Genomic DNA, 26,860 nt, shown 5'->3' on the forward strand with positions numbered 1-26,860 from the left:
GCAGTTGAAGAAAAATTTCACGAGCCGCCCAACAGGTTTTTATATTATCACAGCATCAGGTACGCGCCATGGATAAGAAAACTGAGGAACTCCGAGACATTTTCATGGATGTGACCGACGAGGAGACGGTTACGGAAAAGCAGGAGGAGACACACGGGTCGCTTAGCTCGGAGGAGAAGGTAGACGAACGACTGCGCGAGGTAATAGAGGAGATGCGCGGGCAGTACGATTTCGGTACATCGCTCACCGACGAGGAACTGGTGACCGTCGTCCGACAATTCTCTGCGGGCAACAATGACGACGAAATCGCGGACGAACTGGGAGACGATTCGCTCGCCGAAACCGTCTCTCGAGCGCGAATCGACCTCCATCTCTTCCGTGAGTCCGACACCGATGCACCGTTCGAGATTGCGGACCTCAAAGATTGCCTCGTAGACGAGATGAGCGTCACCGACTGTGCCGCCAGGCTCGATGCGAGTGAAGCCACTGTTCGGCGGTACCGGCAGGTCATCGAGGCGAAAGACGAAGCACGGTCGGTCAACCAACAGTATATCAACGAGTTCGAGAACATTCTCCAAGACCGAGAACTATCCGACCGGATGACACAAGACATCCAGCAGGACGGATTGGACGACGCGACGGAGGGGATGGAGACGAACGTTTCCTTCTAACCCACCTTTTCGCTACCGCCTTTTACGACGGTCGAAGGCCAGCGTCCGGCCGAACCGACCGGACACTGGCTGTCTCCCTGTAAAAGCTGGACCAAAAGCACTGCGTCACCCCCTCAGTCGTGCCTTCGGCACTCCTTCCGGGGTTTCTTGGTGCCCGCTCGCTCCGGCGTCGGTCGCGGTGAGTTCGCTGGCTGCTGTGTCGAGTGCTGATTTCCGGGAAGTGGTCAGGAGGCGGATTACTGTCGATCGTGTCGTCTGCACTTGCAGAGTGGTCAGTTCGACGAAAGCGTATCGAACATATCGAGAGCACTCTTCATGACATCTTCCCCGTATTCGATTCGCTCGTGCGCTCGATCAAGACGTTCGACCCTTACTCCGCACTCGACTCGACGCCCTCTTCTACCGAATCCGATTCGACCTCGTAGTCTTCGAGACGCTTGATTCGAGCCTTCATGATACGGGTGTTTTCCACCTGTTCGACGTGGAGGCGCACGCCCTCGTAGTCGATGTCCTCGCCTTCCTCCACGAGCCTGCCCGCACGGTTGAAGATGAACCCGGCAATCGTCTCGAACTCCTCACCCTCCGGCAGATCGATGTCCATCGCATCGTTCACTTCGTCGATGTTGACCTCGCCGCGAACGATGACCGTGTCGTCGTCGATATACTCGATCGGTTCCTCTTCCTCCCCGTCGAGGATCTCACCAACGATTTCCTCGACCATGTCCTCCATGGTGACGAGTCCTTCCGTGGTTCCGAACTCGTCGATGACGATGACCATCTGCATCCGGTTTTCGCGCATTTCGGTGAGCAGTTCGTCCACGTTTTTGCTCTCGGGGACGTGAAGCGTCGGCTGAATCAGATTGCTGAGTTTGAGGTTGTCACCGGCTTCACTGTAGTCCTTCTCGCGCACGAGGTCGCGAACCGTGACGATGCCAATGACGTTGTCCAGGCTCCCTTCGTACACCGGCACACGCTCGTGACCCGCCTGAACGAGGGTTTCGATCGCCTCGTCGATTTCCGCATCCTGTGGTACGGCGGTCATATCCAGACGAGGAGTCATCACCTCCTTCGCGATGGTGTTGTTGAACCGAAATATCCTGTCCAGCATCTCGCGTTCGTCCTCCTCGATGACGCCTTCGCGCTCACCCGTCTGAATCATGTCCTGGATTTCGTCGCGCGTGACGTACGACGTCTCGATCGCCGACCGGCCGCCGGTGACGCGGTTGATGGCGCGGGTGAGATAATCGAACAGGACAACGAGCGGGAGGAGGAGGTATTCGGAGTACTTGAGCGGCTTTGCAATTCTGAGCGCCCATGACTCCGTATTTTCGACCGCGTAGGACTTCGGTGCACTCTCGCCGAAGAGCAGCACGAGCGACGTGATGCCGAACGTCGAGACGAGGACGGCGATGCCGGGATTGTCGAGATACAGTCCGACGAGCGCCGTGGCCAGCGAGGACATCGCGATGTTGACGATGTTGTTGCCGACGAGAATCGTCACGAGCAGACGATGAGGGTCGCTTTTGAGGGAATCGACGGTTTTTGCGCCATCCACACCGTCTTCCACGAGCGCCTCGACTCGATGCTTCGCGAGCGAGAACATCGCGATCTCCGACGAGGAGAAAAAAGCAGACAGGCCGAGCAGAACGATAATTGCGATGATTCCACCCCACTGAATAATCGAATCGGAGATTGGAACGCCAAACATACTATCGGGTGGAGCAGTCTGCGCAAGGACGACCAGTATCGGGGAGAGTGTCATTCAATAACCCACCTTGAGCGTCAGCGGGATTAACTCTTTATTCTTTTGCTGAGGGACATTACGGGTGAAACTGCCGCGAGCGAAGCCCTTACGGGTATTTCGTTCTAATTCGTGCCCATGAGCGTCGAGACGACAGAACCGGCAATCACACTGTATCGATTGCAAGCGTGTCCCTACTGCGAGCGTGTGGTTCGAAAGTTACAGGAGTACGACCTCCCCTACCAGTCGCGATTTATAGAGCCGATGCACTCCGACCGAAACGTCGTCAAGCGCATCAGTGGGAAACGAACCGTTCCCGCCATCGTGGACGAGAACACGGGTGTGACGATGAGCGAGAGCGCGAACATCGTGGAGTACCTCGAAGGCACGTACGGGGGCGAAAACTGATGGCCGACTTCGATGTCGTGGAACTCGGCGAAGCGAACCACCCCGAAGTCGGGGAGACGGCGCCGGACTTCACGCGGCCGCTTGTCAACGAGGAGTTTTGGGAGGATACGGCTCTTTCGGATATAACCGACGAGGGAGCGACATTGCTCGTATTCTACACCATGGATGGCGGGTTCCCGGCGACGTACATTTGGAACGAACTACGTGAGCGGGCGTGGGACGAGACCAACGACGTTCAAATCGTTGGGCTGTCGATTTCGACGCCGTACGAGCACAAAACGCTCATCGAAGAGCGCGAAATGGATTACCAACTGTTCAGTGATCCGGGCAATGAAGTTGCGGAGAAGTACGGCATTAGCTTCGATATGGATGGGATGGCTGGCATCAGTGAGCCTCGACCAGCCGTCTTTTTGCTAGATGAAGGCGGAATAATCGAATACGCGTGGGTAGCAACGGAGTGGCCCGACTTCCCGGATTACGACGAAATCGAGCGTGCTATCGAAGACCGATAGCGAAGAACGAAAGCCATCATACGCCCAATTTTGGAGCGATATTCGTTTGAAGAGAAGAAATAAAACCCAGTCGTTTTCAGACATTACTATACAATAAAATATATTTCCATAATATTTATATCAGTATCAGAGAAGGTAAGAAATTATTAAAACTACCAAGTAGATATTGTTGGTTGAGGTTAAATAGATGGGAAATAAACTGACCCGACGGCAGATACTGAAAGGAACAGGCGCAGCAATCCTCGGCACGGCAGGCGTGACAGCAACCACCAACACGGCCGCCGCGCACACCATTGGGACTGCATCCTACACGACAGACAATCTCAACGTCCGCAGTGGCGTCGGCACCGAAAACAGCGTCGTCGCTACCGCCGAGAAATACACTGGAATGCACACCGTTGACGGTCCGTGGAACGAAGACGGCTATACCTGGTGGGAAGTCGAAACCAACGGCGACAGCGACAACGGTCGAGTCCGCGGCTATGCAGTAGAACAGTACCAGGCTCATGCTGACTTCTCGTTCCCGGCAACGGGATACGTCTCCTCGGACTACGGCCAGCGGTCAAGCGGGTTCCACGGCGGCGTTGATATCGCCAACGACACCGGTACGTACATCTACTCCTCACGCGCCGGTACCGCTTATACGCGCTACGAAGCAGGCGGCTGTGGGAACTACATCGTTATCGACCACGGTGGAGGTTACGAAACCCTCTACTGCCACCTGAACGATTTCGCCGTGTCGAACGGCGAGTACGTGGGTCGCCACGAGCACATCGGTTACATGGGAAGTACCGGTAACAGCACCGGTCCGCACGTCCACTTCGAAGTCAACTACAACAACGAAGAGCAGTTCGTCACCGGCGACCAGGGCGAAGAAGTGTATGCCAAGTCAGGAATGCCGAAAAACTACAGCGGAATCTAAACGTCGTTCAACGAATTTCAACTTTTTTCGAACGCCGACAGTCGTAGTTCAGTAACGGTCGAGAGCATACAACTGACTAGGTGGCTAACCGGTACCGGTAAAAGTTGTCAGTATTAGAAAACAGCTAGCAACTAGAAACTTGTTTATCGGTTGCCTGTGGGTGATTTTCCGCTTTTGGATAGAGATATCGACAGCTAAATTGCAGAGTAGATTTTGAGATATAAAAACTTAAATTTTAGAATTCATCATTAATCGATGGAGTTCCAAACAATGTCAGACAAGTTCAGCCGACGGAAGTTCCTCAACGCATCAGGTAGCGCAGTCCTTGGCGGGACGGTGCTCGCCGCATCGACCGACAGCGCAGCGGCGCACTACACCGGCCTTCCGATTTATACGACCGACAACCTCAACGTTCGAAGTGGACCGGGAACGAACTACGGTGTCGTTGCAACTGCCGAGCAGTATACTGGCGGTTACATCATCGACGGACCCGTGAACAGCGACGGCTACACGTGGTGGAAAATCCAGTTCAACGGCGACGGCAACAACGGCCGAGTGACTGGTTGGTCCGTGGAACGGTACACTGCGCACGCCGACTTCTCGTACCCAGTCGTCGGACAGGTGAGCCAAGAGTACAAGAGTGGCCACGCCGCACTCGACATCGCCGCCGACACCGGAACGCCCGTCGTTGCCTCCCGTGAGGGAACCGTGGACGTGACCGGCTACGAATCCGGAGGGTGCGGCTACTACATCAAAGTCGGCCACGGTGCTGGCTACCAGACGATGTACTGCCACCTGAGCGATATCCACGTTTCCGAAGGCCAGAGCGTCGGCCGTCACCAACACATCGGTGACTGTGGTAGTACCGGGAACAGCACCGGGCCCCACGTCCACTTCACCGTCGAGCAGAACGGAGCACACCAATACGTCGCCGGCGACTTGTACGACGAAATCGACGACAAGACGGGTATCGCGAAGAACTACAGCGGTATCGGGTCGTTCTAACGTCCGCGTACCGGTAGTCGGACTAAACCAGTTCATTTGTTTTTCGCGATGGAGCACTCCCCATAATCCTCACACCGATAGCGATCGAACAGGGAGTGAGCGATTTATACGATCTTTTTCAAAAATCCACGACGCTACGTTTTTTTCATACGGTACCCGAGGAGTGAACATGGACGACATAGAACAGGCAGTAAGCGCCATCCAAGACGGAAATCTCGTCGTCTATCCCACCGAGACGGTGTACGGTCTCGGTGCAGACGCACTCGACCCAGACGCAATCGAGCGAGTGTTCGAGGCGAAACGACGGGCGCGGGAAAAACCGATTTCACTCGCAGTGCCGGACGTGGACACCGCACTCTCACACGTTCGACTGACGGAGCGAGAACGGGAGTTCATGGACGAGTTTCTGCCAGGGCCGGTAACCGTTCTCTGTGAGAAACGGGACTCCGTCCCGGATGTACTCACGGCTGGTCGCTCACGGGTCGGTGTCCGGATCCCCGACCACGAGCGAGCGTTGGAACTGCTCCAGCACGTCGCTCCGATTACCAGCACGAGCGCGAACGTGAGCGGGCGAGCGAGCGTGACGCGCGTCAGCGACCTCGATACAGAAATTCGAGAGGCGACTGCTGTCGTCATCGACGGCGGCGAAACCGGTGGAACCGGAAGCACCGTCGTGAATGTCGAACGATCGACTATCGTTCGGCGTGGCGAACTCGCCGACGAAATTGAGGCATGGTTAGCCGCCGAGGAGTGACCGAAGCGACCGAGTTTTCACGCCACACTCGGTTCGGTAGTCGCAGGATTCACATTTCGACCGATTTTTCAATCGCGGTGGTGGGCCATCGATAGCACGAGCAGTACGGAGTGCGCGGTGATAGGCGGCCTTGCGCCGGGTTCCGAGTAGGAGTTCGCGGACGATGCCGTATGCAGGATATTCGACGAACGCACGTTCGACGGCTTGCTCGTGCTCCCACGATAGTGCCTTTGCAGCGGCCACGGCACGGACGCTCTGTGGCTCCCAAACCCCATGGTCGGGAGGCTCGCCGGTGAAAACCATCGACGGAACGGGAGTTTCCAAATTCAAAACTTTGTGGACGATTCCGCGGCAGTCTTTCCCGTCGACCAGTAGTTCGCGGTCGGTAGGCGAAACGAGTTCCGACCACGCACCACATTCGGTCGCTCGTTCGAGATTCGAACGGAACTGCTCCGGCGAAACTGCAATCGGGCGGTCAGTCAGGTCGGCAACGTCCGCGTCAAGCAGAGCATCGTACTCGAAGGCGAGTTGTCGCCGTTCGACCACGAGTTCCGGGATTTCGATGTCGTCCCGTCGCTGATAGTAGAGCTTTCTCGGGCAGTACGTGGCGGTCGCGAGTTCGCTGAAGGGTACCTTCGACACGGGATTTCTGGCCGCGGTATCGTATATAAATATCCGGGGATACTGATACGCCGCGAAGTGGGACCGGACTAACAAAAGGGGCAAGAGTCTGGACAGTCTCTGTCCGTACATGAGCGACTTCGATAAGGAAGCAGAGCGGGAGAAACTCCGCCAGCAATACGAAGCGGACAAGGAGGAGCGGAAGGCGACGCAGCGGATGAGCGAACTACTGTTGCAAGGGGCGACGATGACCGGAAAACATTGCGACACTTGCGGCGACCCCATTTTCCGCCAGAACGGAACCGAGTTCTGTCCGACCTGCCAACAGCAACAACCCGCCGCGGAATCGCCGACGGAGAACGCATCGAACGAAGGGACACGGGAGGGAACGAATCAGGCGAACGAAGAAACGGCCACGGAAGCGTCAACAGCCGAAAATTCGACGAATATCGAAGTCGAGGAATCCGGAGCAGCAACAGCCGATCAGCCGGGGAAATCCGAGCAGTCACCGGGACCATCGCATCACCATCCGCGTTCGCCACCGAAACAAAGTGGTGCGCCGTACGGTCACAGTTCGGAATCGGGAACCGGCGTAGAACAAGGAGGTGGCGCAGGTGACCTCACCGACGCCAGAAATGCGCTCGTTCGAAAGCTCACACGACTTGCAACCGAGGCAGAACGGACGGATGATGTCGGACGTGCTCGCGAACTACTTGTCGCAACGCGCGAAGCGGCGGAGGCAGTGACGGCAATAGACCGAGCGAAACAGTAAGTGTGACTCGGTGGTACCGGGCGAAGCGTTAAGCCAAAACCGAACAACGTTCTTTCATGGACGTACTCGTTCCTATCGACGGTTCCGAGTGTAGTTTTCGCGCATTAGATTTTGCAGTGCAGTTTGCCGGCCAGTTCGACGCGGCGCTTCACGTCGTTCACTTTTCGGACGAAGCGACGGACGCCACCGACGAAATCCTCACCCGTGCTCGTGAGGTGCTCGAGGAGGGGGGTGTCAAAACGGACCCAGAACTGGCGACGGACAAACAACTAGAGTTCCGACCATCGGAGCGTGTCGGCGAAAACGTACTCAAGATGGTGGAAAAGAACGGATACGATCACGTCATCATGGGTCACCACGAGTCGGGGACCATCGATCGGGCCATCCTTGGAAGTGCTGCCGAGACTATCGTCCGAGCCGAAAAAGTACCAGTAACTATCGTTCCATAGGAAACAGCGCCCGACGAAGGCGAGAATCGGAATCTCGCGGGTAGTCGAACCAGTTCAGCGCCTGCGCGATGTCGGGGTCGAAATCGGCCGGAAGGCGGTTGTCGGGAACGTCGTGCTGTGGGTCTCCGTACAGTTCCTGTTCACTCGCTTGTCCGGACGTTTCGTGCTGTGGCTTGCCGTATAGCTCCTCAGCGACCGACCCGTCGTCATCATCCTGCATCGTGGGCCGAGGTAACATGGTTTACTCTCGTTTGGGTAAATCGACGTGGAGCCTATAATGTGGATTGACCGTTCAGGCCGTTTACGCGTGGTCATCCGACCCATTCTTCGGGGAACGGACCCGTTTTAGGCCGACTCGGTCGGGTGTGTGTCTATATCACACATACATCGACGCTGTCCCTCAGTAAGCAATGCTTACGAGTCGTACTCCTCAGCAACGACTTCACGGATACGATCAGCAGTGACTTCGCCGACGCCCTGCGCTTCCATAAGTTCGTCTTTCTCCGCAGTCATCACTGCTTGAACCGTTCCGAACGTCTCCAACAACGAACGAGCGGTGACCGGGCCGATGTCAGCGATGGAGCCGACAACGTACTCCTGTTGTTCTGGAAGCGTCTTTGTGTGTTTGTCACCGTGGACCGAAACCTCGCGATCACTCACTTCCTGTTCCCGCGTGGCGATGACTTCGAGCAAGTCAGTTGTATCCTTCTCGTCTTCAGTGCGGAGAACACTTGCCCCGAAATCGATCGCCAGCGAGGACAACGCGCCGCGAATCGCGTTGGGATGAACGTTTCTCTGCTCGTACAGTCCATCGCCCTCGATGATGACGATCGGCCGGGCGTAGTGACGGTTCATATCGCCGACCTGCTCGAACACGGAGCGGTCCCCACCGACCAACGTGTCGAGGAAGTCACTCACGGACTTTCGCTCCACGACGACTCGGTCACTTAGCACGTAGTCACCGACGGCAAGGGTTTCGAGGCGAACGTCCACGCCGTCGCGGGCGGAGAGATCACGGGCGATGTTCGCGTCGAGTTCGCGCTGGTCGGCGACGATTTCGACGTTTTCGCTGTTGTCGCGTTTTCGAGCAGTCGCCACGACGCCGTCCGGTTCGGCCGCGTTCTTCGCCTCCGAGTTTGCGTTCGACGTCTCGAACTCCTGTAAACCATGGCTGACCTCGTCGGTGCCGTCGGTATCGAAATCACCCAACGTCTGTTGTGATTGGTCGAGTTCCTCCTCGACCTCCATGGCGACACCTTTCAGTTTCCGTAGCTCCTCTTCCATCTCGTCCTCCCGTCGCTTCGAAATCCAGAAGTACGCCTCGTCGCGGGTATCTTCGGCGAGGAGCACCACTACCTGTCCCTGCGCCTGTCGTCCAGTTCGTCCCTTCCGCTGAATCGAACGAACCGCGGTCGGGACGGGTTCGTAAAACAGGACCAAATCGACTTCCGGCACGTCCAGGCCTTCCTCCGCGACGGAAGTAGACACCAACACCTCGAACTCGCCGGCACGGAAATTGTCGAGTGCTTCCTGTTGTTGTTTCTGCGTCATACCGTCGCTTCCGTCCTTGTCGCCCTGTCCGACGAACCGTCGAGCATCGAAATGCTGACCGAAAAACTCGGTGAGCGTCTCCGCCGTATCGCGCGATTCGGTAAACACGATGATTCGTTGACCACCGTCCACGAGGGTTTGAGCGACGAAAGTGTGGGCTTTGCGGAATTTCGGATGGCGGTCATCGTACTGTACCGCTTTCCGCATCGCCTCCTGCACCTTCGGCTCCGAAACCATACGTTGGCTCGCCTTCGACGCCCCCGACGACCGGGCGGAGTTTCGCTGCCGTTCGAAATACCGCCGAAGCGATTCGACACTCTGGGTTTCGGCGAGTTCGACTGCCCGGCGAAGTTTCATCACCTCCGCGTGTGCGGACATTCCCTTGTATCCCTCCGACTGGTCGTTGTCGATGAGCTTTTGCAGCTGACCTCGAACTTTGTTCAGATCCTTCTGCGATATATCCGGACGCGTGGTGTTGACGACGCCGAGTTGTTTCAGTCGCTCCAGTCGGTCCGAGATGACTTCGTTCAGCGCGTCTCGAATCTCGATGATCTCGTCCGGGAGTTGGACGCGAACCCATTCGACGTCGGTGTCGTGCGTATAGGTCGAAACGTCGCTGTCCTCCTCGGTCATCACTTCGACTTCGTGGAGGCCCAGATTTTCACACACCTCCAGAATCGACTCCTTATCGCCACCCGGCGACGCGCTCATTCCAGTGACGAGCGGGTCGTTTGCGTCCGTGTGATAGCGTTCGGCGATATAGTTGTACGCGTAGTCGCCGGTCGCTCGATGACATTCGTCGAAGGTGATGTGCGTGACCGGCCCGAGGTCGATACGCCCGCCGACGAGGTCGTTTTCCACGACCTGTGGCGTTGCGATGATGATCGTCGAAGAATCCCACAATTTCGAGCGTTCGTCCGGGCGCACCTCGCCAGTAAACACGACGATTTCCTCGTCCGGAACAGACAACGCCTCCCGATAGAAATCCGCGTGCTGGTTGACCAGCGGTTTCGTCGGCGCGAGGAGGAGCGATTTACCGCCGACTTCGTTCAGACGCTCCGCCGTGACGAGCAGGCTGACCGTCGTCTTCCCCAGTCCAGTGGGGAGACAAACCAGCGTATGGTCGTTACGTGCGGTGCCCGCGAGTTGAATCTGGTAGAGTCGTCGCTCGATGAACTGCGGCGCGAGATAGGGATGTTCCACGTAGTTCGTTTCAGCGTCCGTGGTCGCCATTCGTCGTATGGTTTTGTCGTCATTCGGTTAAAGGGTTCGTGTGGCGGAGTGAAAGTGAACGGCGAAGGTTTATGTGCGATACCGGTACCAACGCCGATGGATGTGAGGACACAGAAACTCAGACGGTCACGGGAAGATACTGCAATCCGACGAAAATCGCCACCCCAGCACCGATTGGAATCGTGAGGTTGTCGTCGATGACGTAGCCCGCGATAACCGGTTTCACGCCGTCCGCGAGCGTCGCGGCTATCGCGCCAAGAATTGCTGCCGGAACCGGAAGGCCGAAGATCGATGCGATGGCGAGACAGACAGCGAACGTCACGAGCAAGGTATGAACTGCTTTGATACCAAGCTCGCCCGAACCGAGGAGACCGCTGATCGGGTCGGCGATGGTCAGCATGAGCATCGCCGGAATCGCGATTTGTGGTTGGAACACCCACGCCGTGACGGTCATTCCGAAAAAGTAGAGGGCGTACCCGGCGAGGTTGTCCTGTTCGTACTCCCGCGTGAGTTCGTCGTAAATCCGCCAATTCAGTCCCACGAACAGGCGAATGATTTCGAGGACGAGCGCGACCAGCGACCCGAGGACGAGAAGCAAGCGCAACTCCTGCCACGTTACCAAGTCCAGTAGGTAGAGCGCAGGAAACCCAGTTCCACTGACGTGGACCAGTCGACGCTTGATTTCGCCTGACACGGTTACTGGTTTCGAAGCGAGTTTTCCGTGAGGTCGTCGAACGAGATTTCGCCAGCTTTGAGCGACGAGAGGAGGTCGGGTAAATCGGCAACGGGGACCCGCCGTTGTTCCGTCGAATCGCGTTCACGGAGCGTCACGGTGTCGTCTTCGAGACCCTCGTAGTCAACCGTCACACAGAACGGCGTCCCGACTTCGTCCTGCCGACGATAGCGTCGGCCGATGTTGCCGGAGTCGTCGTACGTCACGTCGAAACCATCCTTCCGCAGGTCGGTGGCGATTTCGCGTGCGGTCTCACCCATGCCGTCTTTGTCCATCAGCGGGAACACGCCGACCGTGGTCGGTGCGAGTTCGGGTTCGAGCGCCAGACGGGTTCGGGTCTCGCCTTCGACTTCGTCCTGTTCGTATGCGTGGACGAGAACGGTGTAGAGGGCACGACCGACGCCGATGGAGGGTTCGATGACATGCGGCATGATGTGTTCGCCGGACTCTTTGATCTCCTCGACGGTGAAGCCGGTTTTCTCGACCGGAATCGTGTGCGACTCGCCGTTGGCTTCGACGGTGACTTCGTCATCGTCGAACGCCGATCGGTCCCGCTCGGCGAGGGTCTGGAGCGCGTCGGCGATGTCGCCTGCAGCACCGCCGAATTCAGGCCCGAGATAGCTCATGTCTGGGTCTACAGTCGCACGTTCGACCACCTTTGGCTCGTCGTACTGTCGGAAGACGGTGAAATCCTCATCGGAGTACTCGCCGTGTTTCGAGAGGTCGTAGTCGCTTCGGTCGGAGATACCGGCGAGTTCGATCCAGTCACCGTCGATTTCACCCTCGGCGTCCCAGCAGTCACTCGCATAGTGGGCACGCTCACCCGCGAGGTGCTGTCGGAACCGGAATCGATTCATATCGATCCCGATTCGCTCGTACCACTCCTGGGCGACACCGACGTAGTAGGCGACCCAATCGCTGGCGATGATGCCCTCCTCGACTGCCTCGCCGACCGTCGTATCGAGATATCTGCCCTCGTCGTCCTGTTGTTCGGGAGCCGAATAGAGCCTCACTTCCACGTCTTCAACGCGGTGAAGCGGGGGTTCGTCCTCCTCGGGGTCGATGAAGTGTTCCAACTCGGCTTGCGTGAACTCGCGAACGCGAACGATGGATTTCCGGGGGCTGATTTCGTTCCGATACGCTTTGCCGATTTGCGTAATACCGAACGGAAGCCGGTTGCGAGCGTATTCTTTGAGTCGTGGGAACTCCACGAAGATACCTTGTGCCGTCTCCGGGCGGAGATAGCCCGATTGGCCGGAACCGGGGCCGATATCGGTCTGAAACATGAGGTTGAAATCCTCGACCGGTTCGCCCGCCAATGGAGTGTCGCAGGTCGGGCAGTGGAGGTCGTGTTCCGCGATGAGGTCGCCGACTTCGTCCAGCGGAAAGCTTTCCGCGTCCTCGATGTCCGTGTTGTCCTCGATGAGATGGTCCGCGCGGTGACTTTCGCCACATTCCGGACATTCGACGAGCATATCGTCGAAACCGTCCAAGTGGCCGGACGCTTCGAAAACTGGTTCCGGCATGATCGTCGGTGCCTCGATTTCGCGGTGGCCTTCCTGTACTTGGAAGCGGTCACGCCACGAATCCTCGATGTTGCGTTTTAGCGCAGCACCCTGCGGGCCGTAAACGTAGAAGCCCGAAACGCCGCCGTACGGCTCCGCGGCCTGAAAGAAATAGCCGCGTCGTTTGGCGAGTTCGACTAGTTCACCGCTCATTTGAGTGCCTCCAGCAGATTCACGTCCCGGACGATACCGACGAGTTGGTCGCCGCTGACGAGCGGGATTTGTTCGATATCGTTGTTCAGCATCATCTGAGACACCTCTCGAGCGGTTTTACGCTTCGTGACGTTGACGACGTTTTCGGTCATGAACTCCCGGACCGGTGCGGACGGAATCTCCACGTTTCGTGTCGGGATGTAGCTGTTGCCGACCGATTTGATTCCCTCCCACATCCATTCGTCGTCCTCGTTGGCGATACTTCCACCAGTGTCGTCCTCGCCCTCGACCACGCGGGCCACTTCGATGATATCAACTTCGGTGAGAATCCCATCCATCTCACCCTCCTTATCGAGGACGACCGCGTAGGGAACGTTCGCGTAGAAGATTTCCCGTTCGGCGACCGTCAGCGGCGAGTCAACGTAGCAGGTGTTGACGTCCGTGTTGGCCAACGTACCGACTTCGGTATCGCCATCCGCTTCGCCCTCGGCGATCGCTCGAACGACGTCAGTAACGGTGACGATTCCTTCGAGTTCGCCGTCCACGACCGGAACACGGCGGATTTGCTCTTTCAACATCAGTTCGGCGACTTCTTCCACGGTAGCGTCCTGCGTCGTCGTCGCGACATCGCGCATGAGTAGCGCGAGTTGATCTTCATCCGGATTTTCGATGAGGTCATCGCGGGAGATGAGACCACGATACCGTTCGCCCTCATCGGTCTGTTTGACGACCGGGACGGAAGAAAACGAGCGCTCCTGAAGGTATTCGAGTACGTCGTCGCGCGTACCCGGAAGCTCGACAGTAACGACGTCGGACCGGGGTGTCATCGCTTCGGCAACGTTCATACGCGCCGAATACGGTTTCACCCTTCTTGTACCCTGCGAAGCGTGCAGTCACGAGGGAGGGAGGCGTTTAAATAGTCACGACGGCACAGCGAACAGAAACGACAGAAACGTCGGGAAAAGGGAGGCAGTACGCTACTCCTCGTCGTCGTGATGATCGCCGACACGTGGTTCTGGGGCGTAGTTGTCGTACTTTTCCGGATTCGGGAAGAACTTGGTGTAGTCGTCATGGCGGAACGACCCGAGAACGGTCCCGTCGATTGTCTGGACGTGACTGTACATTTCGTCCTCGCGCTTCGCCGTTTTCACGAGTGCTGGGGCGTGCATCATCTCGTAGGTCCCTGCGATGAGAATCACGGTGTCGGTATCGGGGTCGAGATACTGCGTCAACATGAATACTCGCGACGACATTTCCTGTCTGAAAACCTGATAGGAAGGGAACGTTCCCGCTTCGACTGCTTCGCTGAACTCGTCGGCATGGTTGTCCGGAATGACGTAGACGAAACCGAATCGGTCCGTTCTTCCCGCTTCCGTATTTTCAGGAGCGGTATGACTGGCTGCAATCCGGATGACGTTCCAGCCTTCCTCTTCGAGGTCCGCCGCCATCGCCTCCATATCGTCGAGCGTTCGCTGCCACGCCCCCTTCTCCACGTCCGCGTTGGCCGCGATACGCTCGGCGTAATCAGTATCCTCGTCACCGATTTCTGGCATACAGCCATGTCAGGTGTCGAAGCGGTAAAAACTGTTGCTACAACCCTACACCGACCGATCGTATCCAGCACAGCAACCGGACGCGTAGCGACACGGAAGAGCCACAACCGGCATGGACAGCTACATGCCGACGCCGAACACCGTCTCCATAACGAACGATGTCGCTAACACTGCGAAGCTAGCGATCAGCAGTTTCGTCGTCGAAGGGAGCCGTTGCTCCGGCGGAATGGAATAGCGGGAGAGCGGTGGGATGCGTTGTACCGCAGTTTGGAACCGAGTCTCTTCCCGTGAGCCGATGACCTCCCCCCGAGCATCGTTGCGGACGACTTCGACGTCACCATCGCCAGTCTTTCTGACGTCCCACGGTGGGTCGGGGAGCATTTGGAACGTCGCGTAGCCGAAGAGCAAAAATCCGATAAGAAAGAGGAAGTATTTCACACCGACGAGGTCGCTCCCGAGCGAAAAGCTCACCAAAACGCCGAGGACGAACACGACACCAGTCACTGCCATCGCGTAGACGAACGCATCGAGCAACTGTCGAACCCGCGGGGGGGACTGGTTCGTCTCGACCATTACCGCATCGTGTAAGGTGTGAACTCGTCAGGCTCTTCGTAGTCGTCCAAATGTCGGTGACAGTGGCTGAAGCGACCGGTGTCGCTCACCACGTTGTCGTCCGGGTTCTCCGAATCACAGACGCTTCCGAACACGTCGCGGAGGTACTCGCGGGCCTGCTCGTCGTCGTTGTTTTCGATATACCCGGCCGCCTCGTCGATGTGCTTTTCGACCGCTCGCGGCACGTCGAACTCGCCGAACAGTTCCTGGCGAATCTCGCCGATGTCGGAAAAGCGCGTCTCCATGCCGAGAACTTCTTTCAGTTGGTCGGTCATCGACCGCTCGGCGCGCGAGCGTTCACGCACGACTTCCCGGAACACTTCGATGGCGATCCAGAGATCGTCGTCGATGGTTTGGAACTCCTCCGGACGGATCTTCATCGGGCAGCGCGTGCTGAACGGACAGCCTTTCGGCGGGTCCCGCGGACTCGGCGGCGTGCCACGGAGAGTGATTCGGTCGCCACTCGACGTCGGGTCGGGGTCGGGTATCGCCGATAGGAGCGAAATCGTGTACGGGTTCTTCGGATTGTCGAACAGTTCTTCGGCCTCACCGAGTTCCATGATGTGTCCGAGATACATCACCGCCACGCGGTCACAGATGTGCCGAACGACCGAGAGGTCGTGAGCGATGAACAGATACGTCAGGCCGAACTCCTCCTGCAAGTCTTCGAGCAGGTTGAGAATCTGGGCCTGTACGGACACGTCCAGCGCGGACACCGGTTCGTCCAGCACGATGAACTCGGGTTCGAGTGCGAGTGCTCGCGCGATACCGATTCGCTGGCGCTGACCGCCGGAGAACTGGTGGGGATACCGGTAGTAGTGTTCCGGTTGCAGACCGACCACGTCCAGCAGTTCTCGAACGTGCTGTCTGCGCTCCCGCGGCGTCTTCCAATCGTGAACGTCCAGCGGTTCGCGGATGATTTCACCGACCGTCATCCGGTCGTTGAGGCTGGATTCGGGGTCCTGGAACACCATCTGGCTGTTTCGCCGCCAGTTTTTGAGATCGTCGCCGGAGAGTTCGGTGATATCAGTTCCGTCGAACAAAACCTCCCCATCGGTCGCATTCTCCAGTTGGATGAGCGTCCGTCCGAGCGTCGATTTGCCACAGCCGGATTCGCCGACCAATCCCAGCGTCTCACCGCGTTTGATATCGAACGAAATACCGTCAACTGCTTTGACGGGGGTCGAGTCAACGAGTCCACCTTCGCCGTAGTAAGTTTTCAGATTATTGACCTCTACGAGCGTCTCACCCTCTTCGACGGTGACTGACTCGGCTTCAGCCTGCTGTACTTTGCTCATAGTTCCTCCTCGCTGTCGGTTGCTGCGTCTCGATGCATATCGATTGCCTGTTTCTGTGATACATCTTCGGGATACAGTAGGCACGCCGCGGTGTGGTCGTCCGTATCTTCGTCAACCGCGAGCGACACCGGATGTACCGTGTCACATTCGGCGAACGCTTTGGGACACCGAGGTGCGAACCGGCAGTAGGTCGCCGGTTCGTTCGGCGTCGGCACGTCCCCCTCGATGGTTTCGAGGCGGTCCACGTTCGGGTTGCTCCCGGGAATACTTCGCAAGAGTCCCTGTGTGTACGGATGGCGTGGGTTCTCGAACAGTTCGACGACCGGTGCGCTTTCGACGATTTCGCCGGCGTACATCACGTTCACACGGTCCGCGATTTCGGCGATAACGCCCATATCGTGGGTAATGAACATGATCGCGAGGTCCCGCTCTTCTTGGAGTTCGTCCAAGAGTTCGAGAATCTGGGCTTGAATCGTCACGTCCAGCGCCGTCGTCGGTTCGTCACAGATGAGCAGTTCGGGATCACACGCCAGCGCCATCGCGATGACAGCACGCTGACGCATCCCGCCGGAGAACTCGTGTGGATACTCCTTGACCCGTCGGGAAGCGTCCGGAATCCCGACGGCTTCGAGCAGGTTGATCGCTTCCTTGGTTGCCTCGTTCCCGCTGAGACCTTGATGGAGTTTCAACGATTCTTTGATCTGGTTGCCGACGGTGTAGACGGGGTTGAGGCTCGTCAGTGGGTCCTGGAACACCATCGCGATGTCGCCGCCGCGAATCTCGCGGTACTCCTTTTCCGACTTCGAGGTCAGTTCCTCGCCGTCGAATTCGATACTGCCACCGAGAATCCGACCCGGAGATTTGACGAGACCCATGATGGTGCGCGCAGTGACGCTCTTTCCGGACCCGGATTCACCGACGATACCGACCGTCTCGCCGCGTTCGATGTCGAACGAGACGCCGTCACAGGCGCGGATTACTTCCTTGTCCGTGAAGAACGCGGTCTGGAGGTTCCGTACCTGCAGGATGGCGTCCTCACGGGTCGCCGATTCGGAATATTCACTCGACGCCATTATGCACCACTCCCTCCTGCCGCGGCAACTTCAGCACCGCCGTCTTCACCGGAGTCGCTCTGTGGGTCGATGGCGTCGCGGATACCGTCACCGAGCGCGTTGAATGCGGTGACGACGAGAACGATGAGTACGCCCGGAATGAACGAAATGTGCCACGACTGGGTCGTGACGTACCCCTGTCCGACGTCTACCGCACGACCCCATTCGGGTGTCGGCGGGTTGATTCCTAGGCCGAGGAACGAAAGACCTGCGACGGCGATGATGATTCCGCCGAGCGTCATCGAGGCGTACACGAGCAGATAGCCGAGGATGTACGGAGCCATGTGCTTTTGCATCGTTACGCTGGGTTTTTGTCCGAAGCTTCTCGCCGCGTCGATCCACTCCTGTTCCGACACTTGGAAGGCGGGACCACGCACGGCACGCCAAAGGAACGGCCAACCAGTGCCGGCAAACAGCAACGCCAGCAGCAAGCCGCCATTATAAATGTTTGCGATCCACGTGTTTTGAAGCACGAACGAGAGCAGAATGAGGAACAACAACCTCGGGAGCGACATGATGGAGTCACCCACGAGGACGACGGCGAGGTCGACGAGACCTTTGTAGTACGCCGTCAGCAGGGCGAAGCCAGCCGCGATGAGCCCGCTCAGGCCGATGGCGACGACACCGATGAATAGCGACACACGCGCACCATGGACCATGAAGGTGAACATGTCCTTCCCGGTCGGCATGGTGCCGAACGGGTGGTATCTGTCGTACTTGTCGTACGTCATGGGAGCAACGTTGCTACCGCCACCCTCCGAAGTCGACCCGCGGTTCGCATCACCGATGAGGATTTGCTCGACTTGTCCCGTTTCCTGGTTCAAGTACGAGGTCTCGTACGAGAACGGATTATCGATGGTTCTCTCGACCGTCGTCGTGCCGAGCGCGGGGGCGAAAATCGCCATCACGACGAACATGAAGACGACGACGAATCCGAACAGTCCCCAGGAGTGGCCTCGGAACCGGTTCACCATATCGTCACGCGGCGTCCAGTCGGCGTATCGGTAGTGCTCCCGGAACGTCAGGTAACCACGCCACATCCAGTACAGGAATACGAGGGCGTAGGCGTAGACGAGCACGACGCGGAGTGCCCAGACGGTCGCCGGGGAAAGACCGAGGAACGTGCCACCCCAACCGCCGCCGGGTTGCCGCCATCCGGAGTTGTCGAAGTTCGCTCTCGTGAGGAGGGTCGGCAGGTCCGCCAGCGTATCACCGAGGACTGCGAGCGGTGTCCCGATGGGTTTCAAAAACGATAGTTTGGCCATCAACAATTCCCACGGCATCGCCATCACGGCGTTCGCCAGTGCGCCGAACTCGACTCCGACGAGGAGGACGAAACCGGCGACCCAGAGCATGGCCGGGCGTGGGTTGTCTGCGATACGTTCTCGAAGCGGTTGTTCGTTTTCGGCGTCAGGTATACGACTCATTTCAGCTCCCTCCATCGTAGCCGACACGGGGGTCGATGATGGTGTACAGGAAATCCTGTAGGATGTTGATTATCACGACGAGCAGGATGAAGATGAACATCAACGAACCGACCAGCGGCAGGTCTCCTTGTATGACTGCTTGGAAGAACAGGTAGCCGATTCCCTTGATGCTGAACACCGTCTCGACGAGCACGGCACCACCGATCAGCAGGTACGCCTCACCCGTGATGATCGGGACGAGCGGGATGAGCGCGTTTCGGAAGATGTGCTTCCAGACGAGCGAGCGAGGTGGAACACCTTTCGCACGGGCTGTCTCGATGAAGTTGGAGTTCACCGTCTCCAACACGGCAGTCCGCCCGATACGCATCTCGTTCCCCATTGATGCGGAACCGAGCACGAGCGCGGCCGGTGCGGTTTTCTTGATGGCAGGGAACAAAATGTCCGGGTTGAACAAGTTGGACAAGTCCGGTCGGCCGATGACGCTGACCGGCACGAGCCAGTTCTCCCAATCGAACCCGAACAGATATCCTCCCGATTGTGACAACACCTCAGTAAGAATGACTGCCAACCAGAAGTTCGGCATCGCACGCCAGACGATACCACCGAACGATGCGGTGTAATCGCTCCACGTGTTCGGGTTGAGTCCGGCGTAAAACCCGAGCGGAATCCCAACGAAAAGGGCGATGAGTACCGACCAGAATCCCAACCAGATGGTGTACGGCGCGTATTCGACGATGAGCGAATAGGCACTCGTGTCGGGGCGAAGAACCCACGAGTCACCCAGCTGTAGGGTGAACATGTTGGTCATGTAGTCGATATACTGTTGCCATAACGGCTGGTTAAGGCCGAGTTGGTCTTGGATTCGGTTGTACGCCTGTGGATCGCCCGTTGGCCCGAGGATTGCCGCGACGGGGTCTAACGGGCCCATTCGGATGACGACGAACGTTATCGTCGCTCCGAATATCAGAACGGGAATCGACAGTAACAGGCGACGAGCGAAGTAGCGCCAGCGACTCATAGCGCCACGCTCACCACCTGTTCTTTTTCAAGCGTGTCATGCGGTAGGTTGCACCCAATGATAACCGCGTTCATGGCTGAATACACATCCGTATTTTGCGCTCCTCTCATTATGTCTTGCGATAACATCACCGTAATTCTGGACATATACATCGCTACAAGGGCGGTAGCGACAAAAATAAACGAAGATAGGGGTTACTTCTTGCGTTCGCTCAACGTAACGTTGTTGTACATCTGGCGGCTGAATCCAGCGCCACCGTACTTTGGCACGTCGACCCAGTCGTAGGAGAATCGTTCGGAGAGGAGGTGGTACGTCGGCAGGAACGTGACGTCCTCCCAGTTGGCCTCTTCCATGGTGACGTAAGCCTGTTCGCGGGCCTGTTCTTCCTTCTTTGTCGGACCGCGGTTGTTCTGGATTTTCTCCCACGCCTTCGTCGCCTGCTTCGACGCCTTGGTGCCGGACCAGTTGGTGTACGCCTGCGGCGAGGACTTCGAAGTGTCCGTCAGCGGCGGGTACAGCAGACCGAGGAAGTTGTCCGGTGCGGGCCAATCCATGATCCACCCGAGCGAATACGCTTCGAGGTTGCCCTTGCGACCGCGGGAGAGAAGCGTGTTGAACGGTGCCGAGTTGACCGACATCTCGATGTGAGCCGACTTGAGCTTGTCGCGGAGGAGTTTACCCACCTTGGGCCACGTTGTCGAAGACTGATAGACCGTGAACTCGAATTTGAAGGGGTTGTTGGGGCCGTAGCCCGCGTCCTTCATCACCTGCTTCGCCTTGTCGAGTTGTGACTCGTTGAATCCGTACGGGTATTTGCTCTCCGCGTGGGACTTGTACTGTTTCGCACCACCGGGGTAGATCATCGGTGGCGTGAAGTGGTATGCGGATTCGCCACGACCCTTGAACACTTCTTTGACCAGCGTCTCCTGATTCATTGCGTACGCACAGGCCTGTCGAACGGCTTTCGGGACGGCCTCCGTGTTGAATCCCATATAGTAGGAGCTGATGGTGGAAACGCCGAGATAGTTCATCGTCGCATCGGAATTCGTCGGGCCGTACTCACCCACGATACGGCCTTGGTCGTCCGTACTCGTGTTCTTGACCTTGTTCGGGTCGTATTGGGCCGTCGGAAGGCTGCTCTCGTAGACGATATCAGCCCGTTTGTTCGTGATACCGTACGTGTGACGTGCGTTCGGCTCGGATAGAATCTTCCAGTGAACGCCGTCGACTTTCGCCTTCTCGTCGTGATAGTCCTCGTATTTCGTGACTTCTGCGTGGTCGTCGCTCTTCCACGACTTGAACTTGAACGGACCCGCACCGACGGGGTTCTTCGTGGCGAACTTGCTGTGTTTCATCTCGCCGTTATAGCCGTTGATGTCGCCGACGATGCCTTCGGGAATGACCGCGAAGGACGTATATGCGAGCATCTCCAGCGTGGAGTGGAACGGCTTCTGCAGCGTCATTTCCAGCTCGTAGTCGCCCGTCGTCTTGAGCGCCAGCGAGTTCGGTTTTGCGACGGTCAGTTCGTGCTTTTCTCCATCGCTGTCCTTGTACGTCTTCGTCGTGGAGTCGTGTTTGACACCGATAGAGTCGAGGATGAAGTACGCACGGCGGGAGTTCGTCGATTCGGCGAGTCGCCGCCACGAGTAAACGACGTCCTTGGCCGTAACTTCCTTTCCGTTGTGGAATTTGACGCCCTCTTTGAGTTTGAACGTGTACGTCGTCTTGTCGTCGGAAACGGTGTGTTCCTTGACGAGCAGGTTCTCGACGGAAACCTGACCGTTCGGATAGTTCATCAGCGGATCGAATATCTGCTGAATAACCGTTCCGGACGCCGTGTCGGTCGCCTTAACGGGGTCCAGCGTCGTCATCGTCGGGTTGATGAGCTGGAGTTTGTTGCCGCTGTTGCCGCCGTTACCGTTGCCACCACCGTCACCGTTACCGCCACCGGTACAACCAGCGAGTGCGGCGGCAGTTGCCGCACCTCCGGTTGCTTTCAAAAATCGCCGACGGGTTAGGTTGTCAGTATCTGTCATCCAACCTCGGCTTGTGTGTCATGGCGGATAAACTTACCGTTTAGGATTGGCGCCGTTACGGCCTCGAACGGCGTTTTAATTGCAGAATGGGACGAGTTTAGGTATCTATTGATGACGAATTATTCTGGGATTTTCAGTAGTGCGATTGCCGAAAGACAGATGGATAAAAACGGTGTCCGCCGGCAGGAAACCACACAATTATTCCCATAAATGGCCCATTTCCTACGCGACCGGTCAGTTCGGGGCGAGGGATACTGTCACTGACTAGACCACGTGTAATCGTTTCGGTGCCCTTATATTCCTTGGTACACTCTCTCAAAGTATGACGCCGGATACGGCAGCAGTGTCGGTGTCGGTTGCAGATGACACTGAGGTCATGGCCTCGGTGGACGATGACGGGCAGACGGAGCGGCTCGTCATCGCAGACATCTCACGCGAGGACGCATGGATCTCCATGCGCGTAACGGACGCAGCCTCGCTACCGGACTGGCAGTAGTCCCCGATAGCTCGTTTCGTTCCCCCCGAACCGCCCCCGATCGCAGTTTTATCTTCTTTCAGAATGCAGAATCACCGCCGTGATTGTTGAATTTCTGACTGGTATGACCCCCCACCATCTGGAAACAACTCGATACCTCGGTTGAGGACGAGGGAAACGAATCGATACTGAACCTTTTTTGTCCTCGGTGCAGTTCCATGCAGACATGAACTATCGGGAGGTCACCGGGGAACGTGAGTTCGTCGCTCGACTCGGGCACGGCGCGGACTGGCGTTCGGAAATCGAATCGCTCGCCGAAGACGAGACTATCGAGTCGGCGTGGTTCGTCGCTATGGGAGCAGTACAGGACGCGGACGTCTGGTTCTACGACCAGGACGAAAAGGAATATCGAGAAGTGAGCTTCGACGAACCGCTCGAAGTCGCATCTTGCGTCGGCAACGTTTCACTCCTCGATGGGGAGCCGTTCGCCCACACGCATGCTGTACTATCGCGACAGTCTGGACAGTCACTCGCGGGACACCTCGATTCCGCGACCGTATTCGCAGGAGAAGTGTATATGCGAACATTCGAGGAGCCACTGGTTCGTGAACACGACGAACCGACCGACTTGGATCTCTGGCTATAACATGCGCGAAGAAGACAGGCGATACTTCGAGCGACTGGAGACCCAGTTGGACGACGCGTTCGACGTTGCCGAAACTGCACGGAAAAACAGCGGCGACCCACAACCGGAAGTCGAGATTCCAGTCGCCAAGGACATGGCCGACCGTGTCGAGAACATTCTCGGCATCGAAGGCGTTGCTGAGCGCGTTCGCGAACTCGAAGGGGAAATGTCTCGTGAAGAGGCCGCCCTCGAACTGGCAAAGGACTTCGCGGAGGGCAACGTCGGGGATTACGAAACACGCGACGGAAAGGTCGAAGGTGCAGTTCGAACCGCAGTTGCCCTGCTCACGGAGGGCGTAGTCGCTGCACCCATCGAGGGAATCGACCGTGTGGAGATTCTCACGAACGACGACGGAACGGAGTTCGTCAACGTCTACTACGCCGGGCCGATTCGCTCCGCTGGGGGAACGGCACAGGCACTGTCCGTCCTCGTCGCCGACTACACTCGTGCGCTGATCGGTTTAGACGAGTACAAAGCCCGAGACGACGAAATCGAACGCTACGCCGAGGAGATAAACCTCTACGACGCCGAAACCGGTTTGCAGTACTCCCCCAAGGACAAGGAGTCGAAGTTCATCGCCGAGAACATGCCCGTTATGCTGGACGGGGAGGCAACCGGCGACGAGGAAGTCTCCGGATTTCGTGACTTGGAACGCGTCGATACCAACAGCGCCCGCGGTGGAATGTGTCTCGTTCTCGCGGAGGGTATCGCACTGAAAGCACCCAAAATTCAGCGATACACGCGAAACTTGGACGAGATCGACTGGCCATGGTTGCAAGACCTCATCGACGGCACCATCGGGAATGACGAAGGGGGAGAAACGGAATCGGAAGCGGAAACCGACGATTCCGAGGAGAGCGATGCGGAAGGGGAAGACGAGGAAGCCGAAACGGACGACGGGCCGAACGGCCCGCTTCGAGTCGAACCCGCGACGAAGTTTCTCCGTGACCTCATCGCCGGACGACCCGTTTTTACACATCCGAGCAAACCCGGAGGATTCCGCCTCCGATACGGCAGAGCACGGAATCATGGGTTCGCAACCGCCGGTGTACATCCGGCGACGATGCACCTCGTGGACGACTTCCTCGCGACCGGGACGCAGATAAAAACCGAGCGTCCCGGAAAGGCGGCGGGCGTTATCCCCGTGGACACCATCGAGGGACCGACCGTACGACTGGCAAACGGTGACGTTCGCCGAATCGACGACATCGAAGAAGCGCTCGAAGTGAGAAACGGCGTCAAAAAGATACTCGACCTCGGCGAATATCTCGTCAATTACGGCGAATTCGTGGAGAACAATCACCCACTCGCACCCGCCTCCTACACCTTCGAATGGTGGATTCAGGACTTCGAACACGCCGGGGTGGACGTGCAGGCTATGCGCGACAATCCCCGTATCGACCTCGAAGAACCGTCAGTGACCGAAGCGCTCGATTGGGCGACCGAACACGACGTACCACTCCATCCCAAGTTCACCTACCTCTGGCACGATATTTCGGTCGCCGAATTTGAGCGACTTGCAACCGCCGTGGAAGCGGGCGAGATTCGGGATGGGCGACTCGTTATCGAGAACACGGACGATGTTCGAACCGCACTCGAACGGCTCCTCGTCCAGCATTGGCAGGGTGAGGAAATCGAGATTTCGGAGTGGAAATCGTTCGTTCGCTCGCTGGGATTCGACGATGACCTGAACAGGGAATGGGACGACATCGACGACCTGTCCCGGAAAGCGCGCGAGTGGGGCGAAGCCGAGAACGGCGACAACGCGATTCAAGCAGTGAACGAAGTCGCGCCGTTCGAAATCAGGGAGCGTGCGCCGACGCGAATCGGGAACCGAATGGGTCGCCCTGAGAAGTCGGAGAAGCGCGAACTCAGCCCCGCAGTTCACACGCTCTTTCCCATCGGCGAAACGGGTGGCAACCAGCGTGACATGGCGAAAGCCGCGAACCACACGGAAGGCATGTCCGGTGTGCGCGGGGAGACCGAAGTGCGTATCGGTCGGCGAGAGTGCGAAACCTGTGGCAACCCCACGTTCAAATGTCGCTGTCCGGAGTGTGGTGACAACACTTATCCGGATTACGAATGTCCGGAATGTGGGACGACAGTCGAACCCGACCAGTCCGGACGGGCGGAGTGTCCCCGGTGTGAGATACTCGCAACGAGCGTCGAACCACAGACCATCAACCTGAACGAAGAGTTCCGAAACGCACTCGAATCGGTTGGAGAACGTCAAAACGTCTTTGACACGCTCAAGGGCGTCAAAGGGTTGACATCGTCGCACAAGACGCCGGAGCCCATCGAAAAAGGAGTTCTCCGCGCGAAACACGGGGTCAGCGCGTTCAAGGACGGGACGATTCGATATGACATGACCGACCTGCCCGTGACCGCGGTTCGGCCATCCGAGCTGGACGTGAGTGCGGATCAGTTCCGCGCGCTGGGCTACGACGAGGACATCCACGGCGAACCGCTCCGCCACGACGACCAACTCGTGGAACTACGGGTGCAAGACATCGTTCTCTCGGATGGCGCGGCCGAACACCTGCTCAAAACGGCCGATTTCGTGGACAATCTCCTCACCGACTACTACGGTCTCGACCCGTTCTACGAGATGGACGAACGCGAGGAGCTGGTCGGCGAACTCGTCTTCGGGATGGCCCCCCACACCTCCGCAGCGGTCGTCGGGCGAATTATCGGGTTCACGAGTGCCGCGGTTGGGTATGCCCATCCTTACTTTCACGCGGCGAAGCGAAGAAATTGTGATGGGGACGAGGATTGCGTAATGCTCCTGATGGACGGCCTGCTCAACTTCTCGAAGGAGTTCCTGCCGGACAAGCGTGGGGGCCAGATGGACGCCCCGCTGGTAATGTCCTCGCGTATCGACCCATCGGAAATCGACGACGAGGCACACAACATGGACATCGTGGACCGGTATCCGCGTGAGTTCTACGAGGCTACGCTGGAGATGGCCGACCCGGAAGACGTGGACATCACCATCGCGGAGGACTATCTCGGCACCGACGAGGAGTACACGAACTTCAGACACACCCACGACACCTCGAACATCGCATTGGGACCGGACCTCTCCGCCTACAAAACGCTCGGGTCGATGATGGACAAAATGAACGCGCAGTTGGAACTGGCCCGGAAGACGCGGGCGGTGGACCAGACCGACGTGGCCGAGCGCGTCATCGAAGGGCACTTCCTGCCCGACCTCATCGGAAACCTTCGCGCCTTCTCACGGCAGGAGACGCGCTGTCTGGACTGCGGCGTGAAGTACCGCCGAATGCCCCTTTCCGGGGACTGCCGGGAGTGCGGCGGCCGAGTGAACCTGACGGTTCACCAAGGGTCCGTGAACAAATACATGGACACCGCGATTCAGGTCGCCGACGAGTACGACTGCCGCGAGTATACCAAACAGCGACTCCAAATTCTCGACCGGTCGTTGGAAAGCGTGTTCGAGAACGACAAGAACAAGCAGTCCGGCATTGCGGATTTCATGTAGTTTCCCGCGAGCGACGACGGAGCGGCGGCGAGCGCGAGCAACGACGGCGCAG

The 26,860-nt window shown here is 57.8% G+C and carries 26 protein-coding genes; 11 read left to right on the forward strand and 15 right to left on the reverse strand.

Annotated elements, in window-relative coordinates:
- Positions 1-68: 68 nt before the first annotated feature.
- Positions 69-671, forward strand: a complete 603-nt coding sequence (locus OOF89_RS05790; protein WP_266079165.1) for a conditioned medium-induced protein 4 — start codon at positions 69-71, stop codon at positions 669-671.
- 105 nt (positions 672-776) lie between these two features.
- On the opposite strand, the gene OOF89_RS05795 is transcribed toward OOF89_RS05790, so the two are convergent.
- Together OOF89_RS05795 and OOF89_RS05800 are read right to left on the reverse strand one after the other, a co-directional pair.
- Positions 777-932, reverse strand: a complete 156-nt coding sequence (locus tag OOF89_RS05795; RefSeq protein WP_266079167.1) for a hypothetical protein — start codon at positions 930-932, stop codon at positions 777-779.
- A gap of 109 nt (positions 933-1,041) precedes the next feature.
- Positions 1,042-2,433, reverse strand: coding sequence for a hemolysin family protein (locus OOF89_RS05800; protein ID WP_266079169.1), 1,392 nt, complete (start codon positions 2,431-2,433; stop codon positions 1,042-1,044).
- A gap of 117 nt (positions 2,434-2,550) precedes the next feature.
- Here OOF89_RS05800 and OOF89_RS05805 point away from each other — a divergent pair, with 117 nt between their 5' ends.
- From OOF89_RS05805 to OOF89_RS05825, 5 genes are all read left to right on the forward strand, one after another.
- Positions 2,551-2,820, forward strand: a complete 270-nt coding sequence (locus OOF89_RS05805) for a glutaredoxin family protein (protein ID WP_266079171.1) — start codon at positions 2,551-2,553, stop codon at positions 2,818-2,820.
- Entirely contained in the window at positions 2,820-3,332 is a 513-nt protein-coding gene (locus OOF89_RS05810) for a redoxin domain-containing protein (RefSeq protein ID WP_266079173.1), read from the forward strand. The genes OOF89_RS05805 and OOF89_RS05810 overlap by 1 nt, the downstream gene beginning before the upstream one ends.
- 187 nt (positions 3,333-3,519) lie before the next feature.
- The gene (locus OOF89_RS05815; protein WP_266079175.1) at positions 3,520-4,254 is read left to right on the forward strand and encodes a M23 family metallopeptidase; all 735 of its coding nucleotides are present in this window, start codon (positions 3,520-3,522) and stop codon (positions 4,252-4,254) included.
- A 270-nt stretch (positions 4,255-4,524) separates the two neighbouring features.
- On the forward strand, positions 4,525-5,259 hold the full coding sequence (locus OOF89_RS05820) for a peptidoglycan DD-metalloendopeptidase family protein (RefSeq protein ID WP_266079177.1): 735 nt from the start codon (positions 4,525-4,527) through the stop codon (positions 5,257-5,259).
- A gap of 169 nt (positions 5,260-5,428) precedes the next feature.
- A complete protein-coding gene (locus tag OOF89_RS05825; RefSeq protein WP_266079179.1) occupies positions 5,429-6,013 on the forward strand; it encodes an L-threonylcarbamoyladenylate synthase in 585 nt (194 codons plus the stop codon).
- Here the strand turns inward: OOF89_RS05825 and OOF89_RS05830 are convergent.
- On the reverse strand, positions 5,996-6,655 hold the full coding sequence (locus OOF89_RS05830; RefSeq protein ID WP_266079181.1) for a CRISPR-associated protein Cas4: 660 nt from the start codon (positions 6,653-6,655) through the stop codon (positions 5,996-5,998). The two genes, OOF89_RS05825 and OOF89_RS05830, sit on opposite strands and share 18 nt — an antisense overlap.
- Before the next feature lie 109 nt (positions 6,656-6,764).
- On the opposite strand from OOF89_RS05830, the gene OOF89_RS05835 reads away from it, so the two are divergent.
- Together OOF89_RS05835 and OOF89_RS05840 are read left to right on the forward strand one after the other, a co-directional pair.
- A complete protein-coding gene (locus OOF89_RS05835; protein WP_266079183.1) occupies positions 6,765-7,406 on the forward strand; it encodes an Sjogren's syndrome/scleroderma autoantigen 1 family protein in 642 nt (213 codons plus the stop codon).
- 56 nt (positions 7,407-7,462) lie between these two features.
- The gene (locus tag OOF89_RS05840) at positions 7,463-7,855 is read left to right on the forward strand and encodes a universal stress protein (protein ID WP_266079185.1); all 393 of its coding nucleotides are present in this window, start codon (positions 7,463-7,465) and stop codon (positions 7,853-7,855) included.
- Here OOF89_RS05840 and OOF89_RS05845 read toward each other — a convergent pair.
- From OOF89_RS05845 to OOF89_RS05900, 12 genes are all read right to left on the reverse strand, one after another.
- A complete protein-coding gene (locus OOF89_RS05845) occupies positions 7,842-8,093 on the reverse strand; it encodes a hypothetical protein (RefSeq protein ID WP_266079187.1) in 252 nt (83 codons plus the stop codon). The two genes, OOF89_RS05840 and OOF89_RS05845, sit on opposite strands and share 14 nt — an antisense overlap.
- 176 nt (positions 8,094-8,269) lie before the next feature.
- Positions 8,270-10,639 (reverse strand): DEAD/DEAH box helicase, encoded by a 2,370-nt coding sequence (locus OOF89_RS05850; protein ID WP_266079189.1) that lies wholly within the window; start codon positions 10,637-10,639, stop codon positions 8,270-8,272.
- A gap of 118 nt (positions 10,640-10,757) precedes the next feature.
- Positions 10,758-11,333 carry a diacylglycerol/polyprenol kinase family protein gene (locus OOF89_RS05855; RefSeq protein ID WP_266079191.1) on the reverse strand — a complete coding sequence of 192 codons (576 nt, stop codon included), beginning with the start codon at positions 11,331-11,333 and terminating at the stop codon, positions 10,758-10,760.
- 2 nt (positions 11,334-11,335) lie between these two features.
- On the reverse strand, positions 11,336-13,090 hold the full coding sequence (glyS, locus tag OOF89_RS05860) for a glycine--tRNA ligase (RefSeq protein ID WP_266079192.1): 1,755 nt from the start codon (positions 13,088-13,090) through the stop codon (positions 11,336-11,338).
- Entirely contained in the window at positions 13,087-13,935 is an 849-nt protein-coding gene (locus OOF89_RS05865; RefSeq protein ID WP_266079194.1) for a CBS domain-containing protein, read from the reverse strand. Before OOF89_RS05865 ends, glyS begins: the two co-directional genes overlap by 4 nt.
- A 132-nt stretch (positions 13,936-14,067) precedes the next feature.
- The gene (locus OOF89_RS05870; RefSeq protein ID WP_266079195.1) at positions 14,068-14,643 is read right to left on the reverse strand and encodes a DUF7529 family protein; all 576 of its coding nucleotides are present in this window, start codon (positions 14,641-14,643) and stop codon (positions 14,068-14,070) included.
- A 120-nt stretch (positions 14,644-14,763) separates the two neighbouring features.
- The gene (locus OOF89_RS05875) at positions 14,764-15,216 is read right to left on the reverse strand and encodes a DUF7555 family protein (protein WP_266079197.1); all 453 of its coding nucleotides are present in this window, start codon (positions 15,214-15,216) and stop codon (positions 14,764-14,766) included.
- Complete coding sequence (locus OOF89_RS05880) at positions 15,216-16,553, reverse strand: ABC transporter ATP-binding protein (RefSeq protein WP_266079199.1); 1,338 nt, start codon at positions 16,551-16,553, stop codon at positions 15,216-15,218. Before OOF89_RS05880 ends, OOF89_RS05875 begins: the two co-directional genes overlap by 1 nt.
- The gene (locus OOF89_RS05885; RefSeq protein WP_266079201.1) at positions 16,550-17,626 is read right to left on the reverse strand and encodes an ABC transporter ATP-binding protein; all 1,077 of its coding nucleotides are present in this window, start codon (positions 17,624-17,626) and stop codon (positions 16,550-16,552) included. The genes OOF89_RS05880 and OOF89_RS05885 overlap by 4 nt, the downstream gene beginning before the upstream one ends.
- Positions 17,626-19,092 carry an ABC transporter permease gene (locus tag OOF89_RS05890; protein WP_266079203.1) on the reverse strand — a complete coding sequence of 489 codons (1,467 nt, stop codon included), beginning with the start codon at positions 19,090-19,092 and terminating at the stop codon, positions 17,626-17,628. The genes OOF89_RS05885 and OOF89_RS05890 overlap by 1 nt, the downstream gene beginning before the upstream one ends.
- A 1-nt stretch (position 19,093) precedes the next feature.
- On the reverse strand, positions 19,094-20,110 hold the full coding sequence (locus OOF89_RS05895) for an ABC transporter permease (RefSeq protein ID WP_266079205.1): 1,017 nt from the start codon (positions 20,108-20,110) through the stop codon (positions 19,094-19,096).
- A 194-nt stretch (positions 20,111-20,304) separates the two neighbouring features.
- On the reverse strand, positions 20,305-22,146 hold the full coding sequence (locus OOF89_RS05900) for an ABC transporter substrate-binding protein (RefSeq protein WP_266079207.1): 1,842 nt from the start codon (positions 22,144-22,146) through the stop codon (positions 20,305-20,307).
- 322 nt (positions 22,147-22,468) lie between these two features.
- Between OOF89_RS05900 and OOF89_RS05905 the strand changes: the two genes are divergently transcribed.
- From OOF89_RS05905 to OOF89_RS05915, 3 genes are all read left to right on the forward strand, one after another.
- The gene (locus OOF89_RS05905; protein WP_266079209.1) at positions 22,469-22,642 is read left to right on the forward strand and encodes a DUF7556 family protein; all 174 of its coding nucleotides are present in this window, start codon (positions 22,469-22,471) and stop codon (positions 22,640-22,642) included.
- A 205-nt stretch (positions 22,643-22,847) separates the two neighbouring features.
- Positions 22,848-23,267 carry a PPC domain-containing DNA-binding protein gene (locus tag OOF89_RS05910; protein WP_266079211.1) on the forward strand — a complete coding sequence of 140 codons (420 nt, stop codon included), beginning with the start codon at positions 22,848-22,850 and terminating at the stop codon, positions 23,265-23,267.
- A gap of 1 nt (position 23,268) precedes the next feature.
- Complete coding sequence (locus OOF89_RS05915) at positions 23,269-26,808, forward strand: DNA polymerase II large subunit (protein WP_266079883.1); 3,540 nt, start codon at positions 23,269-23,271, stop codon at positions 26,806-26,808.
- The last annotated feature ends 52 nt before the right edge of the window (positions 26,809-26,860 follow it).

Source organism: Haladaptatus caseinilyticus (assembly GCF_026248685.1).
Taxonomy (GTDB): Archaea; Halobacteriota; Halobacteria; order Halobacteriales; family Haladaptataceae; genus Haladaptatus; species Haladaptatus caseinilyticus.

What these genes read in the sequence shown, in the direction of transcription:
- OOF89_RS05840 (WP_266079185.1), top strand. Translation starts at nt 7,463, where the DNA reads ATGGACGTACTCGTTCCTATCGACGGTTCCGAGTGTAGTTTTCGCGCA.
- OOF89_RS05825 (WP_266079179.1), top strand. Translation starts at nt 5,429, where the DNA reads ATGGACGACATAGAACAGGCAGTAAGCGCCATCCAAGACGGAAATCTC.
- OOF89_RS05915 (WP_266079883.1), top strand. Translation starts at nt 23,269, where the DNA reads ATGCGCGAAGAAGACAGGCGATACTTCGAGCGACTGGAGACCCAGTTG.
- OOF89_RS05805 (WP_266079171.1), top strand. Translation starts at nt 2,551, where the DNA reads ATGAGCGTCGAGACGACAGAACCGGCAATCACACTGTATCGATTGCAA.
- OOF89_RS05880 (WP_266079199.1), bottom strand. Translation starts at nt 16,553, where the DNA reads ATGAGCAAAGTACAGCAGGCTGAAGCCGAGTCAGTCACCGTCGAAGAG.
- OOF89_RS05910 (WP_266079211.1), top strand. Translation starts at nt 22,848, where the DNA reads ATGAACTATCGGGAGGTCACCGGGGAACGTGAGTTCGTCGCTCGACTC.
- OOF89_RS05850 (WP_266079189.1), bottom strand. Translation starts at nt 10,639, where the DNA reads ATGGCGACCACGGACGCTGAAACGAACTACGTGGAACATCCCTATCTC.
- OOF89_RS05810 (WP_266079173.1), top strand. Translation starts at nt 2,820, where the DNA reads ATGGCCGACTTCGATGTCGTGGAACTCGGCGAAGCGAACCACCCCGAA.
- OOF89_RS05870 (WP_266079195.1), bottom strand. Translation starts at nt 14,643, where the DNA reads ATGCCAGAAATCGGTGACGAGGATACTGATTACGCCGAGCGTATCGCG.
- OOF89_RS05800 (WP_266079169.1), bottom strand. Translation starts at nt 2,433, where the DNA reads ATGACACTCTCCCCGATACTGGTCGTCCTTGCGCAGACTGCTCCACCC.
- OOF89_RS05820 (WP_266079177.1), top strand. Translation starts at nt 4,525, where the DNA reads ATGTCAGACAAGTTCAGCCGACGGAAGTTCCTCAACGCATCAGGTAGC.
- OOF89_RS05845 (WP_266079187.1), bottom strand. Translation starts at nt 8,093, where the DNA reads ATGTTACCTCGGCCCACGATGCAGGATGATGACGACGGGTCGGTCGCT.
- OOF89_RS05890 (WP_266079203.1), bottom strand. Translation starts at nt 19,092, where the DNA reads ATGAGTCGTATACCTGACGCCGAAAACGAACAACCGCTTCGAGAACGT.
- OOF89_RS05905 (WP_266079209.1), top strand. Translation starts at nt 22,469, where the DNA reads ATGACGCCGGATACGGCAGCAGTGTCGGTGTCGGTTGCAGATGACACT.
- OOF89_RS05885 (WP_266079201.1), bottom strand. Translation starts at nt 17,626, where the DNA reads ATGGCGTCGAGTGAATATTCCGAATCGGCGACCCGTGAGGACGCCATC.
- glyS (WP_266079192.1), bottom strand. Translation starts at nt 13,090, where the DNA reads ATGAGCGGTGAACTAGTCGAACTCGCCAAACGACGCGGCTATTTCTTT.
- OOF89_RS05865 (WP_266079194.1), bottom strand. Translation starts at nt 13,935, where the DNA reads ATGAACGTTGCCGAAGCGATGACACCCCGGTCCGACGTCGTTACTGTC.
- OOF89_RS05900 (WP_266079207.1), bottom strand. Translation starts at nt 22,146, where the DNA reads ATGACAGATACTGACAACCTAACCCGTCGGCGATTTTTGAAAGCAACC.
- OOF89_RS05875 (WP_266079197.1), bottom strand. Translation starts at nt 15,216, where the DNA reads ATGGTCGAGACGAACCAGTCCCCCCCGCGGGTTCGACAGTTGCTCGAT.
- OOF89_RS05835 (WP_266079183.1), top strand. Translation starts at nt 6,765, where the DNA reads ATGAGCGACTTCGATAAGGAAGCAGAGCGGGAGAAACTCCGCCAGCAA.
- OOF89_RS05815 (WP_266079175.1), top strand. Translation starts at nt 3,520, where the DNA reads ATGGGAAATAAACTGACCCGACGGCAGATACTGAAAGGAACAGGCGCA.
- OOF89_RS05790 (WP_266079165.1), top strand. Translation starts at nt 69, where the DNA reads ATGGATAAGAAAACTGAGGAACTCCGAGACATTTTCATGGATGTGACC.
- OOF89_RS05895 (WP_266079205.1), bottom strand. Translation starts at nt 20,110, where the DNA reads ATGAGTCGCTGGCGCTACTTCGCTCGTCGCCTGTTACTGTCGATTCCC.